Annotated in this window: 14 protein-coding genes; 9 read left to right on the plus strand and 5 right to left on the minus strand. The window is 40.4% G+C overall.

All coding sequences use genetic code 11. The features are described from left to right. Positions 1-102 precede the first annotated feature (102 nt). On the minus strand, positions 103-471 hold the full coding sequence (locus tag I6N95_RS00575) for a VOC family protein (protein ID WP_209524394.1): 369 nt from the start codon (positions 469-471) through the stop codon (positions 103-105). A gap of 419 nt (positions 472-890) precedes the next feature. On the opposite strand from I6N95_RS00575, the gene I6N95_RS00580 reads away from it, so the two are divergent. Beyond that, entirely contained in the window at positions 891-1,586 is a 696-nt protein-coding gene (locus tag I6N95_RS00580) for an ABC transporter ATP-binding protein (RefSeq protein WP_209524395.1), read from the plus strand. A 12-nt stretch (positions 1,587-1,598) separates the two neighbouring features. Beyond that, on the plus strand, positions 1,599-4,655 hold the full coding sequence (locus tag I6N95_RS00585) for an ABC transporter permease (RefSeq protein WP_209524396.1): 3,057 nt from the start codon (positions 1,599-1,601) through the stop codon (positions 4,653-4,655). Between the two features lie 24 nt (positions 4,656-4,679). Here I6N95_RS00585 and I6N95_RS00590 read toward each other — a convergent pair whose 3' ends face one another. Both I6N95_RS00590 and I6N95_RS00595 read right to left on the minus strand, forming a co-directional pair. After that, the gene (locus I6N95_RS00590) at positions 4,680-5,453 is read right to left on the minus strand and encodes a methyltransferase domain-containing protein (RefSeq protein WP_209524397.1); all 774 of its coding nucleotides are present in this window, start codon (positions 5,451-5,453) and stop codon (positions 4,680-4,682) included. 52 nt (positions 5,454-5,505) lie between these two features. Further along, positions 5,506-5,952, minus strand: coding sequence for an Lrp/AsnC family transcriptional regulator (locus I6N95_RS00595; protein ID WP_209524398.1), 447 nt, complete (start codon positions 5,950-5,952; stop codon positions 5,506-5,508). Between the two features lie 213 nt (positions 5,953-6,165). Between I6N95_RS00595 and I6N95_RS00600 the strand changes: the two genes are divergently transcribed. The 5 genes from I6N95_RS00600 to mnmA all read left to right on the plus strand — a co-directional run bounded on the left by I6N95_RS00600 (position 6,166) and on the right by mnmA (position 11,232). Continuing rightward, the gene (locus I6N95_RS00600; protein ID WP_209524399.1) at positions 6,166-6,843 is read left to right on the plus strand and encodes an MFS transporter; all 678 of its coding nucleotides are present in this window, start codon (positions 6,166-6,168) and stop codon (positions 6,841-6,843) included. Next, a complete protein-coding gene (locus I6N95_RS00605) occupies positions 6,828-7,346 on the plus strand; it encodes an MFS transporter (RefSeq protein ID WP_209524400.1) in 519 nt (172 codons plus the stop codon). The genes I6N95_RS00600 and I6N95_RS00605 overlap by 16 nt, the downstream gene beginning before the upstream one ends. Before the next feature lie 23 nt (positions 7,347-7,369). Beyond that, the gene (kynU, locus tag I6N95_RS00610; RefSeq protein ID WP_209524401.1) at positions 7,370-8,650 is read left to right on the plus strand and encodes a kynureninase; all 1,281 of its coding nucleotides are present in this window, start codon (positions 7,370-7,372) and stop codon (positions 8,648-8,650) included. A gap of 24 nt (positions 8,651-8,674) precedes the next feature. Further along, entirely contained in the window at positions 8,675-9,790 is a 1,116-nt protein-coding gene (ald, locus tag I6N95_RS00615) for an alanine dehydrogenase (RefSeq protein ID WP_209524402.1), read from the plus strand. Positions 9,791-10,104: 314 nt separating this feature from the next. Beyond that, positions 10,105-11,232, plus strand: coding sequence for a tRNA 2-thiouridine(34) synthase MnmA (gene mnmA, locus I6N95_RS00620; protein WP_209524403.1), 1,128 nt, complete (start codon positions 10,105-10,107; stop codon positions 11,230-11,232). A gap of 176 nt (positions 11,233-11,408) precedes the next feature. Here mnmA and I6N95_RS00625 read toward each other — a convergent pair whose 3' ends face one another. Beyond that, entirely contained in the window at positions 11,409-11,603 is a 195-nt protein-coding gene (locus tag I6N95_RS00625) for a hypothetical protein (protein WP_209524404.1), read from the minus strand. A gap of 70 nt (positions 11,604-11,673) precedes the next feature. On the opposite strand from I6N95_RS00625, the gene I6N95_RS00630 reads away from it, so the two are divergent. Next, a complete protein-coding gene (locus tag I6N95_RS00630) occupies positions 11,674-11,991 on the plus strand; it encodes a hypothetical protein (RefSeq protein ID WP_209524405.1) in 318 nt (105 codons plus the stop codon). 193 nt (positions 11,992-12,184) lie between these two features. Here I6N95_RS00630 and cls read toward each other — a convergent pair whose 3' ends face one another. Continuing rightward, positions 12,185-13,714, minus strand: a complete 1,530-nt coding sequence (gene cls, locus I6N95_RS00635) for a cardiolipin synthase (protein ID WP_209524406.1) — start codon at positions 13,712-13,714, stop codon at positions 12,185-12,187. Positions 13,715-13,848: 134 nt separating this feature from the next. Between cls and I6N95_RS00640 the strand changes: the two genes are divergently transcribed. Next, positions 13,849-14,697 carry a MurR/RpiR family transcriptional regulator gene (locus tag I6N95_RS00640; RefSeq protein ID WP_245249178.1) on the plus strand — a complete coding sequence of 283 codons (849 nt, stop codon included), beginning with the start codon at positions 13,849-13,851 and terminating at the stop codon, positions 14,695-14,697. The last annotated feature ends 40 nt before the right edge of the window (positions 14,698-14,737 follow it).

Genomic DNA, 14,737 nt, shown 5'->3' on the forward strand with positions numbered 1-14,737 from the left:
ATTTAGAGTGCATTTTTTGTTTTTCCTTCTTTAAGGGAAAAGGAAAAAGCACTCTTTTTTTGTCTAATGAGCGCTTTATTCAGAAATGTTGCTTGAAGTGTGTTAGACAAAAAGACACCATCTGATGCCGAACTGGTCAATGAAATCAACCAGACATGAGCTGTAGTCGGTAGCGGTCATCGGTGTGAGGATATTGGCCCCATTTTTGAGCGTATCGAATGCTCGCTGAACTTTTTCAATGTCCTCTTTGTCAAAGTGAAAGCAAAACTGCATCGTATTACCAGAGATTGGTTGTTCTTCACGAGTTTCGGACAATGCGAGTGTTTGGCCAAAAATGTCGAGTTCAGCGTGATAGTAGGTGCCATCCTCATTTAAAACATGATAAGTCAGAGTTGCTTCAAAAGCAGCTTGATAAGCGTTGACTGCTTCAACGCTATTTTTAACATAAGCTTGCATAAATGTTCGCTTCAAATTTAAAACCTCCTTTTAAGTATGTTAACACAAATAAAAATTGATTAATCTTTTTTTAAAAAATACACTGATGAAGAGATCGCTGTATTGACCTGTTTATTTTCTGAATTAGCCGGATGAGTCTATTAACTTTATTTGAACAGATATCAGCTTAAATAAGGAGGGACACCCTACAAAAAGGGGGATGGTAACGATTGATTGTTGAACAAGGTAGGAAAAGAGGGATTTGTGAACAATTTATGCTCTTAGTATTAGATAAAAATATGGTTGAATCGAAAGGAAACTATTGATTAATAAGGGATTAAGCCGTATTATTAAGGAAGGTATTTATTTCGTATAAAGGCCGGTTTGTGAACTTTAATGAACAATAATCCGTTTAAATAAGGTAATAATTATGATGATTAGAAGGTAGGTTAGGGATGATTGAATTAAAAGAAGTGTGTAAAACGTATAATAGCGGTGGTGTCCCTTTTATGGTGAGCAAAAATATTACGCTTCATATTCAACCAAGGGAGTTTGCCATTTTATTAGGCGAATCTGGCACAGGGAAGTCGACGATTTTAAATATTATTAGTGGATTAGAGACTGTCGACCAGGGGCAAGTAATCATTGATAAAGTTGATATTAGCCATTATTCACAGGATCAGTTAGCAGATTTCCGCAAAGAAAATCTGGGGTTTGTTTTTCAAACATATAATCTAATTCCTAATTTGACTGTCAGAGAAAATGTGGAATTGATCGCTAAAATGAAGAAAAATAGTCTTGATGTGGATGTTGTATTGGAACAAGTAGGATTAAGCCATCGCCTCGAAAGCTTTCCCAATCAACTTTCTGGTGGCGAACAACAACGCGTTTCGATTGCTCGCGCCTTGGTAAAAAAACCAAAGATCTTATTGTGTGATGAACCAACTGGGGCGTTAGATAATCAGACGAGTCATGAAATATTGACGTTGCTGCAAAATCTGCCTAAACAATATGACACAACCGTTTTAATGGTGACACACAATCGGGCTATTATGGAGATGGCAAACTTGATTGTGGAGGTCTCTGACGGTGAAATATTGAAGCAAACCACAATTGACCATCCAAAACCAGTCAATTGTTTAAATTGGTAAGGAGAGACTAACATGCAGAGGATTTTGAGAAAAGATTTAGTCAGGGAAGTAAAAAAATCCTTTGCTCGATTTATATCGATTGCGATACTAATTGGTATGGGGACCACTTTTTTTATTGGCTTGAATTCAGCAGCACCAACTATGTTGCATACCGCCAATGCTTATTTTAAGGAATATCATTATCAAGATTTAAAGGTGATCGCGCCAGTAGCGTTTAATTTGGAGGATGTTCAGCAACTGTCAGAAATTGACTTAGTTGAGAATGGTACTTTAGGTCATTTGGCTCAAACCCTTACTCAACCAGGTAATTTGGTTCTGGAAGTTCTGTCTTTTAAGGATCAAAAGGAGCAGTTCAAGTTAATTGAAGGTCGTTACCCTGAAATAAGTGGCGAACTAGTGCTTGATAGTAAAGGTCGTAAAAATTACCAACTTGGCGAGGAACTTTCTTTCTTGGAAGGGGGCAACCATGACCCTGCATTTAAGGAGACTCCTTATAAAATAGTTGGGTTTGTGGAATCTACCCGTTACATCAGTAAAAATGCCCGTGGTGTCTCAGCCATTGGCAATGGATCAGTGGACTTGTTCGGTTTGATTGGGGAAGGTGATTTTACTCAGGAACCTAATACGATTGACATTGAGCTCGTGCCTAAAAGTCGTCAGAAAAACGTGTATTCTTCAGCCTATGAGGCAGATCTAGTCAAAGCTAAGGCGGCAGTTGACGTCTTTGTGGAAACAAAAATTGCTGAAACGACAAGCGATATCAAGTCAGAGCTACAAGATCAAGAGAAGGATCTGGCTAAACAACAACGGGAAGTGGCTGAACAGGAAAAGGAATTGGCAGAGGAGTTACAGGAACTTTCCGATAAGAAGGTGTCCCTTGAAGAAGAAAAAAAGCAAGCGTTGGCGGCCTATGAGACGGCTCAAAACCTGTTAACGGAACATCGAGAGCAATTGACAGAAGTGAAGAACCGACTCTCAATTTCTGAAGGGGCAATTGCTAGTGAAGGCAAACGACTGGAAAGTGTGGCGAAGCAAATCGCCACTCAGCAGGAAGAGCTGGCTCAATTGCAAGGACAAGCAGATTCACAAGAAAGCTTGTCTCAATTAGAAGAAACTTATCAGCGTTTGGTAGCATCATATGAAAAAGAAGCCGGCTTGCATCAAATTGAATTAGGAAAACTATCGGTAATTCGCCAACAGTTTCTTAGTATCGACCAGTTAGTTCAGCTCGAAACAGTTAACTTGCCTGATGTCGACCTGATAACGGCACAGTTTGCCAATCTTGAAAAAGAGCGGTCTGATGGAGCCAAACAATTAGCCGATAGTTTGGCCAAGTTAAAGGAAACTTCAACAGAATTTGATAATGGTTTGGCTGAATTGACTCGTGAAGAAGCTAAGGCTGAGCTGCTGTCTTACAAGATTCAGGGCATTGATGAGACAGAGACGTTTACTCCTTTTAAAGAAAACATTGAACGGTTAGGTGTTGTCAGTAAAGTGGTTCCCTTTGTCTTTTTCTTTGTGGCCTTTATTATTACGACCACTCTGATTTTGCGGATGATTGATCAATCTCGAGAGCAAATTGGAACTCTTTTAGCACTAGGAATCCATCGTCGTCAAATAATTAAGAAATACACCTTGTATACGTTGATTTCAAGCGTGATCGGCTTGGGGTTAGGGATCTATCTTGGGGTTTTTGGTTTATCGCAAGTGATCATCAACTTGTATTCCCCCATGTATAACTTCAGTGATTACCAGTCTCAGGTATACCCTTCTTATATTATTATATCTTTATTGGCTAGTGTGATTTCAGTGGTGATTATTCCGTATGTTGTCTACAGCCGGTTATTTAAACTGCCGGCGTTACAGCTGATTCGCCCGAAGGTTGCCAGTAGTGGCAAGCGCCTGTTAATCGAACGGATACCGGGGTTATGGCGTCAAGTTCCTTTCTTTTTTCAGCGGACGATTCGCAATATCATGAGTTACAAGGTTCGTATGAGTATTTTATTAATCGGGTTTGTCGGTTGTATGAGTTTATTGTTTATTAGCTTTGGTGCCCGTAATTCTGTTGATCAGTTGCAGAAAAAACAATTTTATGAGGTATTTAAGTACGATGTTTCAGTGGGGCTTGCCGATGTGACTTCAACAGAGGAAGAGGCTGAATATTCGACGTATATGACTGAAAAAAAGATGAAACACTTGCCAGTTTTTCAAGAGAAATGGGAGTCGTTGACAGCTGATAAAAAACGAATTGAGACGTTTCTCGTCAGCCCAGAAGAATCGAAGGTTTTCCATCAGTATATTGAAATGACCGATGCGGACTCAGGAAAGTCACTGACTTTAGGAGAGTCAGATGTTGTGGTGACGGAAAAACTTGCAAAGATTTTTCAGTTAAAGGTAGGAGATACTTGGCCGATGGTTAATTCTGAAGGGCTGACGATTACGCCTAAAGTGACCAAAATTGTTAAAAACTATTATTTACATTATGTTTATCTTGGTAAAAAAGCGTACGAACAATTACTGGGAGAGCCAGCTGTGTATCAGCGCGATTTTTTGCTTGTTGAGAAATGGGGAGACAAGGCATCAGAGGAACTTTTAAATTTACCAGCTGTTAACAATGTGCACACTCGCCAGCGTGATATTGAGAAGATGGAAGAGATGACGGCTCAATTAAATAATTTGATTGTGGTATTGATTGTAGCGGCGGTCTTGTTGGGGTTAGTGGTTCTCTATAATTTGGCTTATATCACAATTCTGGAACGAAAGCAGGAAATAGCCGTGATGAGAGTGATGGGCTACCGTCAAAAGCAATTGACTCGCTATATTTTTCGTGAGATTTTATTATTGGGATTCTTAGGAATTTTACTTGGTAGTGTGATTGGAAAAGGACTTCATCAGCTAGTTATGGAACAAGTTGAGTTGGAATTTTTATTCTTTCCCCAAATCGAGTGGTTGAAAGTGTTTAACGAGTCTGGTTTTACGCTCTTAATTATTGCCAGCTTGTTAATGATCTTAATGCATCGAAAGATTAAACAAATAAATACGGTCGAAGCCTTAAAGGTGAAGGACTAGGACGCAAACAAGCTGAGAAAAGTCTCAGCTTGTTTTTGTTGTGCCAATCATAAAAAAACGAGGAAAAGGAAAGAGAATTGTGCCAGTCTTTTGCCGCGGATAGTGTTGGATGACTTGGGTTTTAAGCTCGGCTAAAAACACTGGTATTTGGCTATCATTTAGTTGTGCTAAATAGGGCAATAGTCCCGTTCCTTTATACCACTCGATAATATCTTCATGAGCATTAAGCTGGTGAAAGTAGGTTGTGGACCAACTGTCAAACTGAGGATAGTTTTCTTTCATTAAGTCAAAGTAATCACTGATAGTTAAGGTGTGTTGCTGTCGCACTTCCTGAAAATAAGGCCGCCATTGGTTATTGGTCGCTAGTTCCTTAATGAGTCGATGAATGGGTTGTTCGCTGTTCATTGGTAATTGAGCAGCGAAGGTGCCACCAGGAGCCACTAGTTTTTTTAAGCGGGGCAGAAGTTCTTGGTGATTAGGTAGCCACTGCAAACAAGCGTTGGAAAAAACCAAATCAAATTGACCTAAAGGAGTGAGGTCATCAGCTAAATCACAGGTTTCAAATTGGTACTGAGGATAATCCAGACGAGCTCGTTCAATCATGTCAGGAGCACTATCGAGGCCGATAATCCGACTGTTGGGAAATTGTTTGCCTAATAGATGTGTTCTGTTTCCAGGGCCACAGCCTAAATCAACGATTGTTTTAAACGGGTTGTTTGGGATGCGGGCGACTAGGTCGATTGCCGGCTGTGTTCGTTCTTCTTTAAACTTTAAGTACTGACTAGATTGCCATTTCATAGAGTTCCTCCTTAAGAAATAATGTTATTATATCTTAACAATAAACGGTCTCTTAGTCACTTAATAAGTCTAGAAAATTGGGGTTGAGATGAGCGTCTAAAATAATCGACGTGTTAATTTTACCGTAGCTCATTAATTCCGAAAGCAAGTCATCGATTTCCTCGGTGTTTTTCACAAAGCCCTTGATAAGATAGTTATCACTACCTGTGACGGAAAATATCTCAGTTAGCTGATTTTTTGTTTTGAGAAAGGTCAATAGTTCATTAAAGTGAAGGGTAATATCACTAATACGAATGATGAATGCTAAATTGAAGCCAAGTTTTTTGTAATCGAGGTCGATGGTAAAACCTTTGATACAACGGGAATCAATCAGTCGTTCCATCCGTGTTTTAACACTAGGTTGAGAGAGAGAAACTTCGTCAGAAATCGCTTTCAAAGAAATTCGGCTGTTTTCACGAAGTAGTTTTAAAATTTCAATATCTGTTCGATCTAAATCCATCCTAATCACTCCTTTTCGTTTATTATACCATAATAGAACTTTGTGAAAATCGCTGATTTTTTGTTTAAATAAAAAATATGATGCTATTTCTTTATAATAAAACTAAAATCAACGAAATCTTGTTTTTTTTAATATATACCGAAAAATAAAAAAAAGCTATACTTATTTTTGGAGGAAGCGCTTTCCTGTCAGCTGGACTGAAAGGAGAAAAAGATGAATAAATGGATGAGGTTGATTTTACTTTATCTCGGCGGCACTCTGATTGGCTTAAGTCAATTGAAAATTATGCCAATTGTAGAGCCTTTAGCCAAACACTTAAATGTTTCAATGACTCAAATGTCGTGGCTAACGTCAATTTTTACAGTATCCGGTATTTTTATTGCATTACCTGGAGGAATTTTAGTCACCAAGTTAGGAGCAAAAAAGTTATTACTCATAATTATTGGCTTGTTAGCCGTTGGAAATTTTATGGGAGCATTGGTGACCAGTTTTCCACTACTTTTAATTTCACGAGTGATTGAAGGGATTTCGTTTTCGACGATCATTATGACGTCAGTCGTTTTGATTTCGGATTGGTTTAAAGACAGTCCACATAGTGGAACGGCTATTGGTTTGTTTATGACATTTCCAGCCACGGCGTCGATGATCGCTATGAACAGCTTTGCCCCCTTGTCTGAACGGTTTGGCTATTTCGCTAGCTGGTATTTACTCGGTGGGATGTCACTGTTAATGGTGGTGGTTTATTATTTCTTGATCGACAATCCGCAAGCCACAGAAAATGACGGGCAAAAAATCCAAGGGGGCGATTTTGGGAAGTGGTCCGTGATTGGCGCATTTGGTTACTGGCTTGCTTACAAGGGAGCATGGCCTTCGTTTTGTACACATTTATAGCGATTTACCCTTTGTTATACATTGATTTTTACGGTGTGACAACGGCTACCGCCAATTTTTATGCGAGTTTATTTGGACTGTTTGGTATTCCTTTTGGGGTCGTGGCGGGGATGCTGATTGACAAAACGCAAAAACCAAAACAATTGATTGCCCTTTCGTTTATTGTTATGGCGTTGTCCAGCATAGGGGCTCTTTATTTAGATAACAGCAATGCCCGTTTTATTATTCAGTTGTTTTGTTTATCTTCATCCTGTAGTTTAGCGTCCTCATCGGTGACGATTACCGTGCCTAAATCAGTCAGTGAGCCTTTGATCGGTTATGCGATGAGTTTTGTTAATTTGTTTTATTACAGCAGTATCGTGATTGGCCCCCCTTTGGTCATGACAATCATCGAAAAAAACTCATGGAATAGTGGCATTTGGGTGGTTTTTGTTGGCGGACTGATCGGTGTGGTAGCAGCTTTTATCTTTATGGGAGCAAAGAACAAAGAAGTAGTAGAGTAACTTAAATTTAGGAGGAAAAACAGATGGAAAGACAGTTTGAAGCAGGTTTAGCATTTGCTCAGAAAAAGGATCAACAGGATCATATGAACAAGATCAGAGAGCGCTTTTGCATTCAGCCAGAAACGATTTACATGGATGGCAACTCTTTGGGAATGGCCTCGAAAGATGCTCGTGAAGCCTTGATGAAAGTCGTTGATCTTTGGGAGACAGAAGGGATCAACATTTGGAATATTGAAGACAATAAATACTTTTTGTACCAGGATTTTTTAGGAGCTCGTTTAGCTGAGTTGATCAATGCTCGACCAGATGAAGTGACCGTTATGACTAATACCACGATCAATATACATCAAGGGATCAGCACTTTTTATCACCCAACAAAAGAACGCTATAAAATTTTAGTTGATGATATTAACTTCCCAACAGACCGTTATGCAGTTGACAGCCAAGTGAAATTGAAGGGCTACGAGCCAGCAGAGGCGGTAAAAGTGGTCGCGAGTCGTGACGGGGTGATTGACGAAGAGCGGGTGATTGAGGCGATGACAGATGATGTTGCCCTAGTCTTATTACCGGCAGTTCTATACCGCAGTGCGCAGTTGCTGGACATGAAGCGTTTAACTGAAGCGGCCCACAAACGAAATATCATCATTGGCTTCGATTTATGTCATTCAATCGGTGCAGTCGATCACGACTTTGCTGATATTCAACCGGATTTTGCCGTATGGTGTAACTATAAATATTTATCGGCTAGTCCTGGGGCAATCGCTGGTTTTTATATTAATCAAAAACATTTTGCCATGGAGCCTGGTTTAGCAGGCTGGCAAGGGAACCGCAAGGACACACAATTTCAATTGAAGCAAAAACATGAGCATGCGCAAAATGCTGGTGGTTGGCAAACTGGGACGCAACCACTCTTTTCAATGGCGCCGTTAGAAGGCGTGCTAAAGATCTTTGAAGAGGTTGGCATGGCTAATATTAGAAAAAAATCTTTGGATATTACAGCTTATTTTATGTATTTAATCGATACGAAGTTGGCTCAGTATGGGTATTCAGTCGGGAATCCTCGGGAAGATGAACGGCGGGGCGGCCATATCTGTTTGGTTCATGAAGAGGCGTATCGGATTTGCTCGGCGTTAAAAGATAGTGGGGTTGTTCCTGATTTCCGCGAGCCTAATGTGATCCGTTTGGCACCAATTGCCTTGTATACATCTTATGAAGAAGTCTATCAAGTTGTTGAGATTTTGGAATTTATTGCTATAAACAAAAAGTACGAGAAATACAGTTCAGAACGCAGTATGGTGGTTTAAGCAAGTCGATGAGGAGGAATCAAGATGTTAATAGGTGTACCTAAAGAAATTAAAAACAATGAAAATAGAGTGGCCGTCACCCCTCAAGATGTGGTCAGCTTTTTAAAGAAAAATCATCAGGTGATTGTGGAAAAAGGGGCGGGATTAGGAGCCGGTTTCAGCGATGAAGAATATTTAAAAAATGGAGCCAGTATTAGTGCGGATAAGTCGGCAGTCTGGGCAGCGGAGATGGTGATGAAGGTGAAGGAACCTTTGGAAGCCGAGTACCAGTATTTTAGGGAAGGGCAAATTCTCTTTACCTTTCTCCATTTAGCACCAGAAAAGAAGCTGACAGATGCTCTTCTAGCAAGTGGTGTGACGGCCATTGCCTATGAGTCAATTCAACTGGCAGATGCTAGCTTACCTCTTTTGACACCGATGAGTGAAGTTGCTGGACGGATGGCAACTCAGATCGGGGCTCAATTTTTACAAAAGGAAGTTGGCGGTAAAGGGGTGCTCTTAGCTAGTGTGCCAGGAGTTGAACGGGGCAAAGTGGCAATTATCGGTGGTGGTACAGCAGGAACTAATGCGGCTAAGATGGCGATTGGCTTGGGTGCACGAGTGACGATTTTAGATGTCAATACGAAACGATTAGCTCAGTTAGATGACCTTTTTGGCGATCGAATTCAGACCTTAATGTCGACACCCTTCAATATTGAAAAAGTGGTGAAAGAGGCTGATTTAGTGATTGGGGCGGTGTTAATTCCTGGTCATAAGGCACCGACGTTAGTGTCGGAACAGATGATTGCTCAAATGTCACCAGGTTCAGTGATTGTGGACATTGCCATCGATCAAGGGGGGATCTTTGAAACCACTGATCGAGTGACCACATTAGCCGATCCAACATATGTGAAGCACGGTGTGGTTCACTACGCAGTGGCGAATATGCCTGGCGCTGTGCCGCGAACATCGACGATGGCCTTAACCAATTGTACCATCGCCTATGCTTTGCGGATTGCCAATGGGGGGATGGAAAGAGTGATAGCTGAAGATGCCATCATTGCCAAGGGGATCAACACCTATAAAGGCAACTTAACCATCAAAGAAGTGGCAGATGATCAGCAGCGGACTTATGTAAACGTTTATGATTTAGTCAGTTAAAACAGGAAACTAGCCTCGAAAAAGAGGCTAGATAGTTCCCTATTAAAGAGTCACTATGCAAAGCTTCTCTTCAGCTTTCAGCTAAAGAGAAGCTGCAAGCACCACTCGGCCCTCGTCATTATGTTGATGATCCAATAGAATTATCTGTTCGGATTATTTTATGGGATGGGTATAGTTTCTTTATTTTCTAAGAGTTCACAAAAAGTTGGCTTAAAAGAGTGAAATTTTCTGAAAAAAAGACTATAATAGGCATACTGAAATCCGACCTTCAAATCGTAGATTATTCAGAATTCAACAGAAATGATGGTGATAGTATGACAGACAACAGCAAGACTCGAGTTGTCGTCGGCATGAGTGGTGGCGTGGATTCGTCCGTAACTGCCTTACTCTTGAAAGAACAAGGATACGATGTTGTGGGTATCTTCATGAAAAATTGGGATGATACTGATGACAATGGTGTTTGTACGGCAACGGAAGATTATAAGGATGTGGCGAAAGTCGCCAACCAAATTGGAATTCCTTATTATTCGGTTAACTTTGAAAAGGAATATTGGGACCGTGTTTTTGAATATTTCTTGGAAGAATACCGTCGTGGTCGAACGCCGAACCCAGACGTTATGTGTAATAAAGAGATTAAATTTAAAGCCTTCCTTGATTATGCGTTACAACTAGGCGCAGATTATGTGGCAACTGGGCATTATGCGCAAGTTGTTCGTGATGAGCAAGGGGTTTCTCACATGCTTCGTGGTGTGGACAACAATAAAGATCAAACTTATTTTCTAAGTCAGTTATCTCAAGCGCAATTGGCAAAAACGCTGTTTCCTTTGGGGCATTTGCAAAAGCCAGAAGTGCGAGAAATCGCCGAAAAAGCTGGGTTAGCCACTGCTAAGAAAAAGGATTCTACAGGGGTTTGTTTTATTGGCGAAAAGAATTTTAAAGAATTTTTAGGCAAATATTTACCAGCTAAGCCAGGTAATATGGTGGCGGAAAATGGTGAGATTAAAGGGACACATGCCGGATTGATGTATTATACTATCGGTCAACGACAAGGCTTAGGCATTGGTGGTGGCGGTGAAAATCCTGATCCGTGGTTTGTAATTGGGAAGGATTTGACGACTAATACGTTGTATGTTGGGCAAGGATTTCATCATCCAACGCTTTATTCTACTCATTTAGAAGCCAGTGAGATTCATTTTACTACCGAAGGGGATCGACCTAAGGAGTTCAGTTGTACCGCTAAGTTTCGTTACCGTCAACAAGATACAGGAGTGACGGTTACCTTAGATGAAAAGGATTTAACGAAAGGAACGGTTGTTTTTGATGAACCTGTTCGCGCTATTACACCGGGACAAGCAGTTGTTTTTTATGATGGTGATGAATGTTTAGGCGGTGGCATGATCGACTTGGCCTTTAACGGGGCAAAGGAATTACAATATATTTAATTGTTTGATAGAATACCGTGCTTAACTCAAATAAGCCTCAGGCGATGCCTGGGCTTATTTGGGTTGAAAAGAATAAATAATTTTGTTTATTTTAACTGAAATATGTGGAAACAGCGTATATAACTATAAGGAGGCAGTGGAAAAGCGGAAGGCTATAAAACATAATCAGTCAAGGCTCATTGATCTTGATTAGTTTCTTTTCGACGATTCCGTCGATAGGTTGAAATGGTTTCATAGGCGTCGTAACAGAGGAAAATAACGGCAGCGATTGCTAAAAGAACCACGAGTGGGCCTTTGGCAAAGCCCATGATTTGATTGGCGATCAGGACGATGTAAGTGATAACTCTGACAAATGTGAATAAGTGTTTCAATAGTTTTCCCTTCTTTCTCATTGTCAGTATAGCACAAGTCAGTGCTATCGAAAAAGAAAGGAAGGTGATGATGGTGAAGGAGCAGAATGATCCTAATCCGTTATATTTGTACCCGATGTATTTATCAAATAAGGAGGTGAAAGGGGAATTAAAACTGGTGATGTATTTACCAGATTTTGATTTGAAAGTTTTGGGAAAGGAATTAGGAGCTCTTGGAAACAGTATGAGTGAAAAAGCTTGTCAACAAGCTATTTTACTGGAAGATAGGGGTGTTGCTGTACCCTTGCCTGGATCGCGATCTAAAAGGAGAGAGCCGCCGAATGGTCTAATTTTAGTTGATTATCATGAGTATCGAAAAAAGTTGAAAAAGAGAGGGAAAGGTAACTAAAAATGTTGGCTGTATGACTTAGATCGTAAGCTAAACTTATGGCGGGTTGTTGAGACAGAGTGTTCGGTCGTATTCTTAATTTGGTCTAAAAAGACCATTCTAACTTTTGATAAATCAGGTTATAGAAGAACCCCTCACCTCAAATTTGAGGTGAGGGGTATGTGAATGTCGCGAAAAAAAAACCTCTGATGGCTTACATCAGAGGAGCAAAAACTCTTAAAACGGCACGTCCCAGATTTCTGAACCAGCCGACTTCTTGAGCGGTCTTTAAGTTGATTTCCTGACAAAGAGCTTCTGTCTTTCGGAAATCTGCTAACATAACAGGAATCACCTCGGTTTGATACATCCAGACGCCACATTCTAAATGAAGAAAAAGGCTTCGATAATCTAGATTAATTGTGCCGACTGTGGCAAATAAACCATCAACGACAAAGGTTTTTGAATGAATAAAGCCAGGTGTGTACTCAAAAATTCTCACACCAGCTTCGATTAATTGCCCGTAATTAGAGCGCGTCACAGCATGGACGTACCACTTATCTGGTATATGTGGGGTTTGAATGCGGACATCAATGCCACTTTTAGCAGCGTTGCAAAGAGCTTCCATTAGTAAATTATCAATCACCAAGTATGGGGTTGTGATGTAGATAGAGTCTTTGGCGCGGCCGATTAAATTGAGATACACGTTTTCACCCATCGTTTCATCATCAAAGGGCATATCGGTATAAGGCTGAAAGTATCCTTTGATTGCAGGCAACGCCTCATAGCCTTCTTTTGGATAGTACTCACAGTAATCCCGTTCCTCATTGCGTTGCAAGTCCCAGAGGCTAAGGAACATCAGGGTGAAGCCCCAAGCTGTTTGCCCTTCTAGCATAATGCCTGTGTCTTTCCAATGGCCGTGTTTTTCGTAGGCGTTGATGTATTCATCGGCCAAATTATTGCCACCAGTAAAGGCCACTTTTCCATCAATTACGGTTATTTTTCGGTGATTACGGTTGTTAAAGACCGATGATAAAACGGGCACAAAGGGGTTGAAAATGCTGCATTTAATGCCCATGGCTTCTAGCTTTTTATCGTAGTTTTGGGGGAGGGTAAAGATACACCCCATATCATCATAAATCAGTCGAACATCTACCCCTTCTTTAGCCTTACGCACCATGATTTCCAGAAGACTGTCCCACATTTCTCCTTCTTCAATGATAAAGTATTCCATGAAAATATAGTGTTCAGCTTTTTCCATTTCTCTTTTCATGGCTTCGAAAACATCTTCTCCCAATGACAGATAAGTTCCTTTGGTATCTTTAAAAGGTGGCACGATACCATAAGTGGTTAAATAGGTGGATTGAGCTAAGGCGTCTCCGTTGGTTGTTTTAATCTTTAAATCAGGAATGGTACAAGCCAATGCGTGGGCTTCTTTTTTTTGAATGTCTTCCATCTTGTGCTGTAAGCTTCGCTGGATCGTCAAACGTCCGAAAATCAGATAGGTCACCGTTCCAAAAATCGGCAACAGCATAATGGGGATTAACCAGGCAATTTTATAAGCAGGGTTGCTGCGATTATTGATAATATTGAGAACAATGACAACGGAAATGATGATGTTTAGAATATAAAAGTACACAAAGTATTCTTGAAAACGTAAAATAATGGCAAACAGAATGGTCAGTTGCAACAATAATAAAAGGGCAACAAAAGCTGCTCGGTGGGTCAATAATTTTAAAAATTTCATGGGGAAAGGGCTCTCCTTTTCTTTAAGTCTCCGCTCATTTTTTGAGATAGCGTGCAACTTTGATTATACCTTAAATGAAAGACAGAGTATAATGGAAATAAACGATGTCTCTAAGAAAGGGTGGAGTGGTGTCGATGAATGTCATTCAACATTTAAATGAAAAGCTGGGCTACACAGAGGGAGAGGCGGTGTTGGCCGACTATATTCTCAAACATTCTGAGCAAGTGCTAAATTATTCCATCCGGGAATTATCGCAACAAGCCTATACTTCAACGGCAACAATCTTTCGTCTATGTCAGAAACTGGGGTTGTCAGGCTATAAGGAATTTGTGATTAAGTTATCGCGAGATTTAGAAAGTCACTATAATAATATTGCGGGGATTGACGCTAACTTTCCGTTTAGTCGTGTGGATTCTGACTTGTTGGTGGCTAAAAAAATTGCCGCCTTATCCAATGAAACGATTACTCAAACGCATCTATTATTGACAGAGGGAATGCTAAATCAGGCAGTTGATTTGATAGTTAAGGCGGAGAGTATCTTTGGCATTGGTGTTAGTCATTCTTTTAATCGAGCCGTGGATTTTCAGACAAAGATGTTGCGGATTGACTATTATGTCAAAGTAATGCCACTACAAGCCGATCAGTTTCATTTAGCTAATCACGGGACTGCTAAAGATGTGGCGATTATCATCTCCTACGGGGGAACGACAGCGGAGATACTGAGTGATGCCCGCTTGTTAAAGCAAAAGCACTGCAAACTGATTGCTGTCACTTCCAATACTGAAGGAGAGCTAGCCAAGTTGGCAGATGTGGTCTTGCCGTTACCTAAAAATGAGAATGCTGACTTAAATATTTCTACGTTTTCTTCGCAAATTGCCACGGAGTTTGCCTTAAATGTGCTGTATTCCTGTGTCTACAAACGAAATTACTTGGAGAATATTGACAAAAACAAAAGCGCTCCGACTTCTTATTTACTGTCTTAAGGTCACAATGTTTCATTGTGATCTTATTTTTTTGACCCAA

It is taken from the genome of Vagococcus allomyrinae, from assembly GCF_017829975.1.
Lineage (GTDB): Bacteria > Bacillota > Bacilli > Lactobacillales > Vagococcaceae > Vagococcus_D > Vagococcus_D allomyrinae.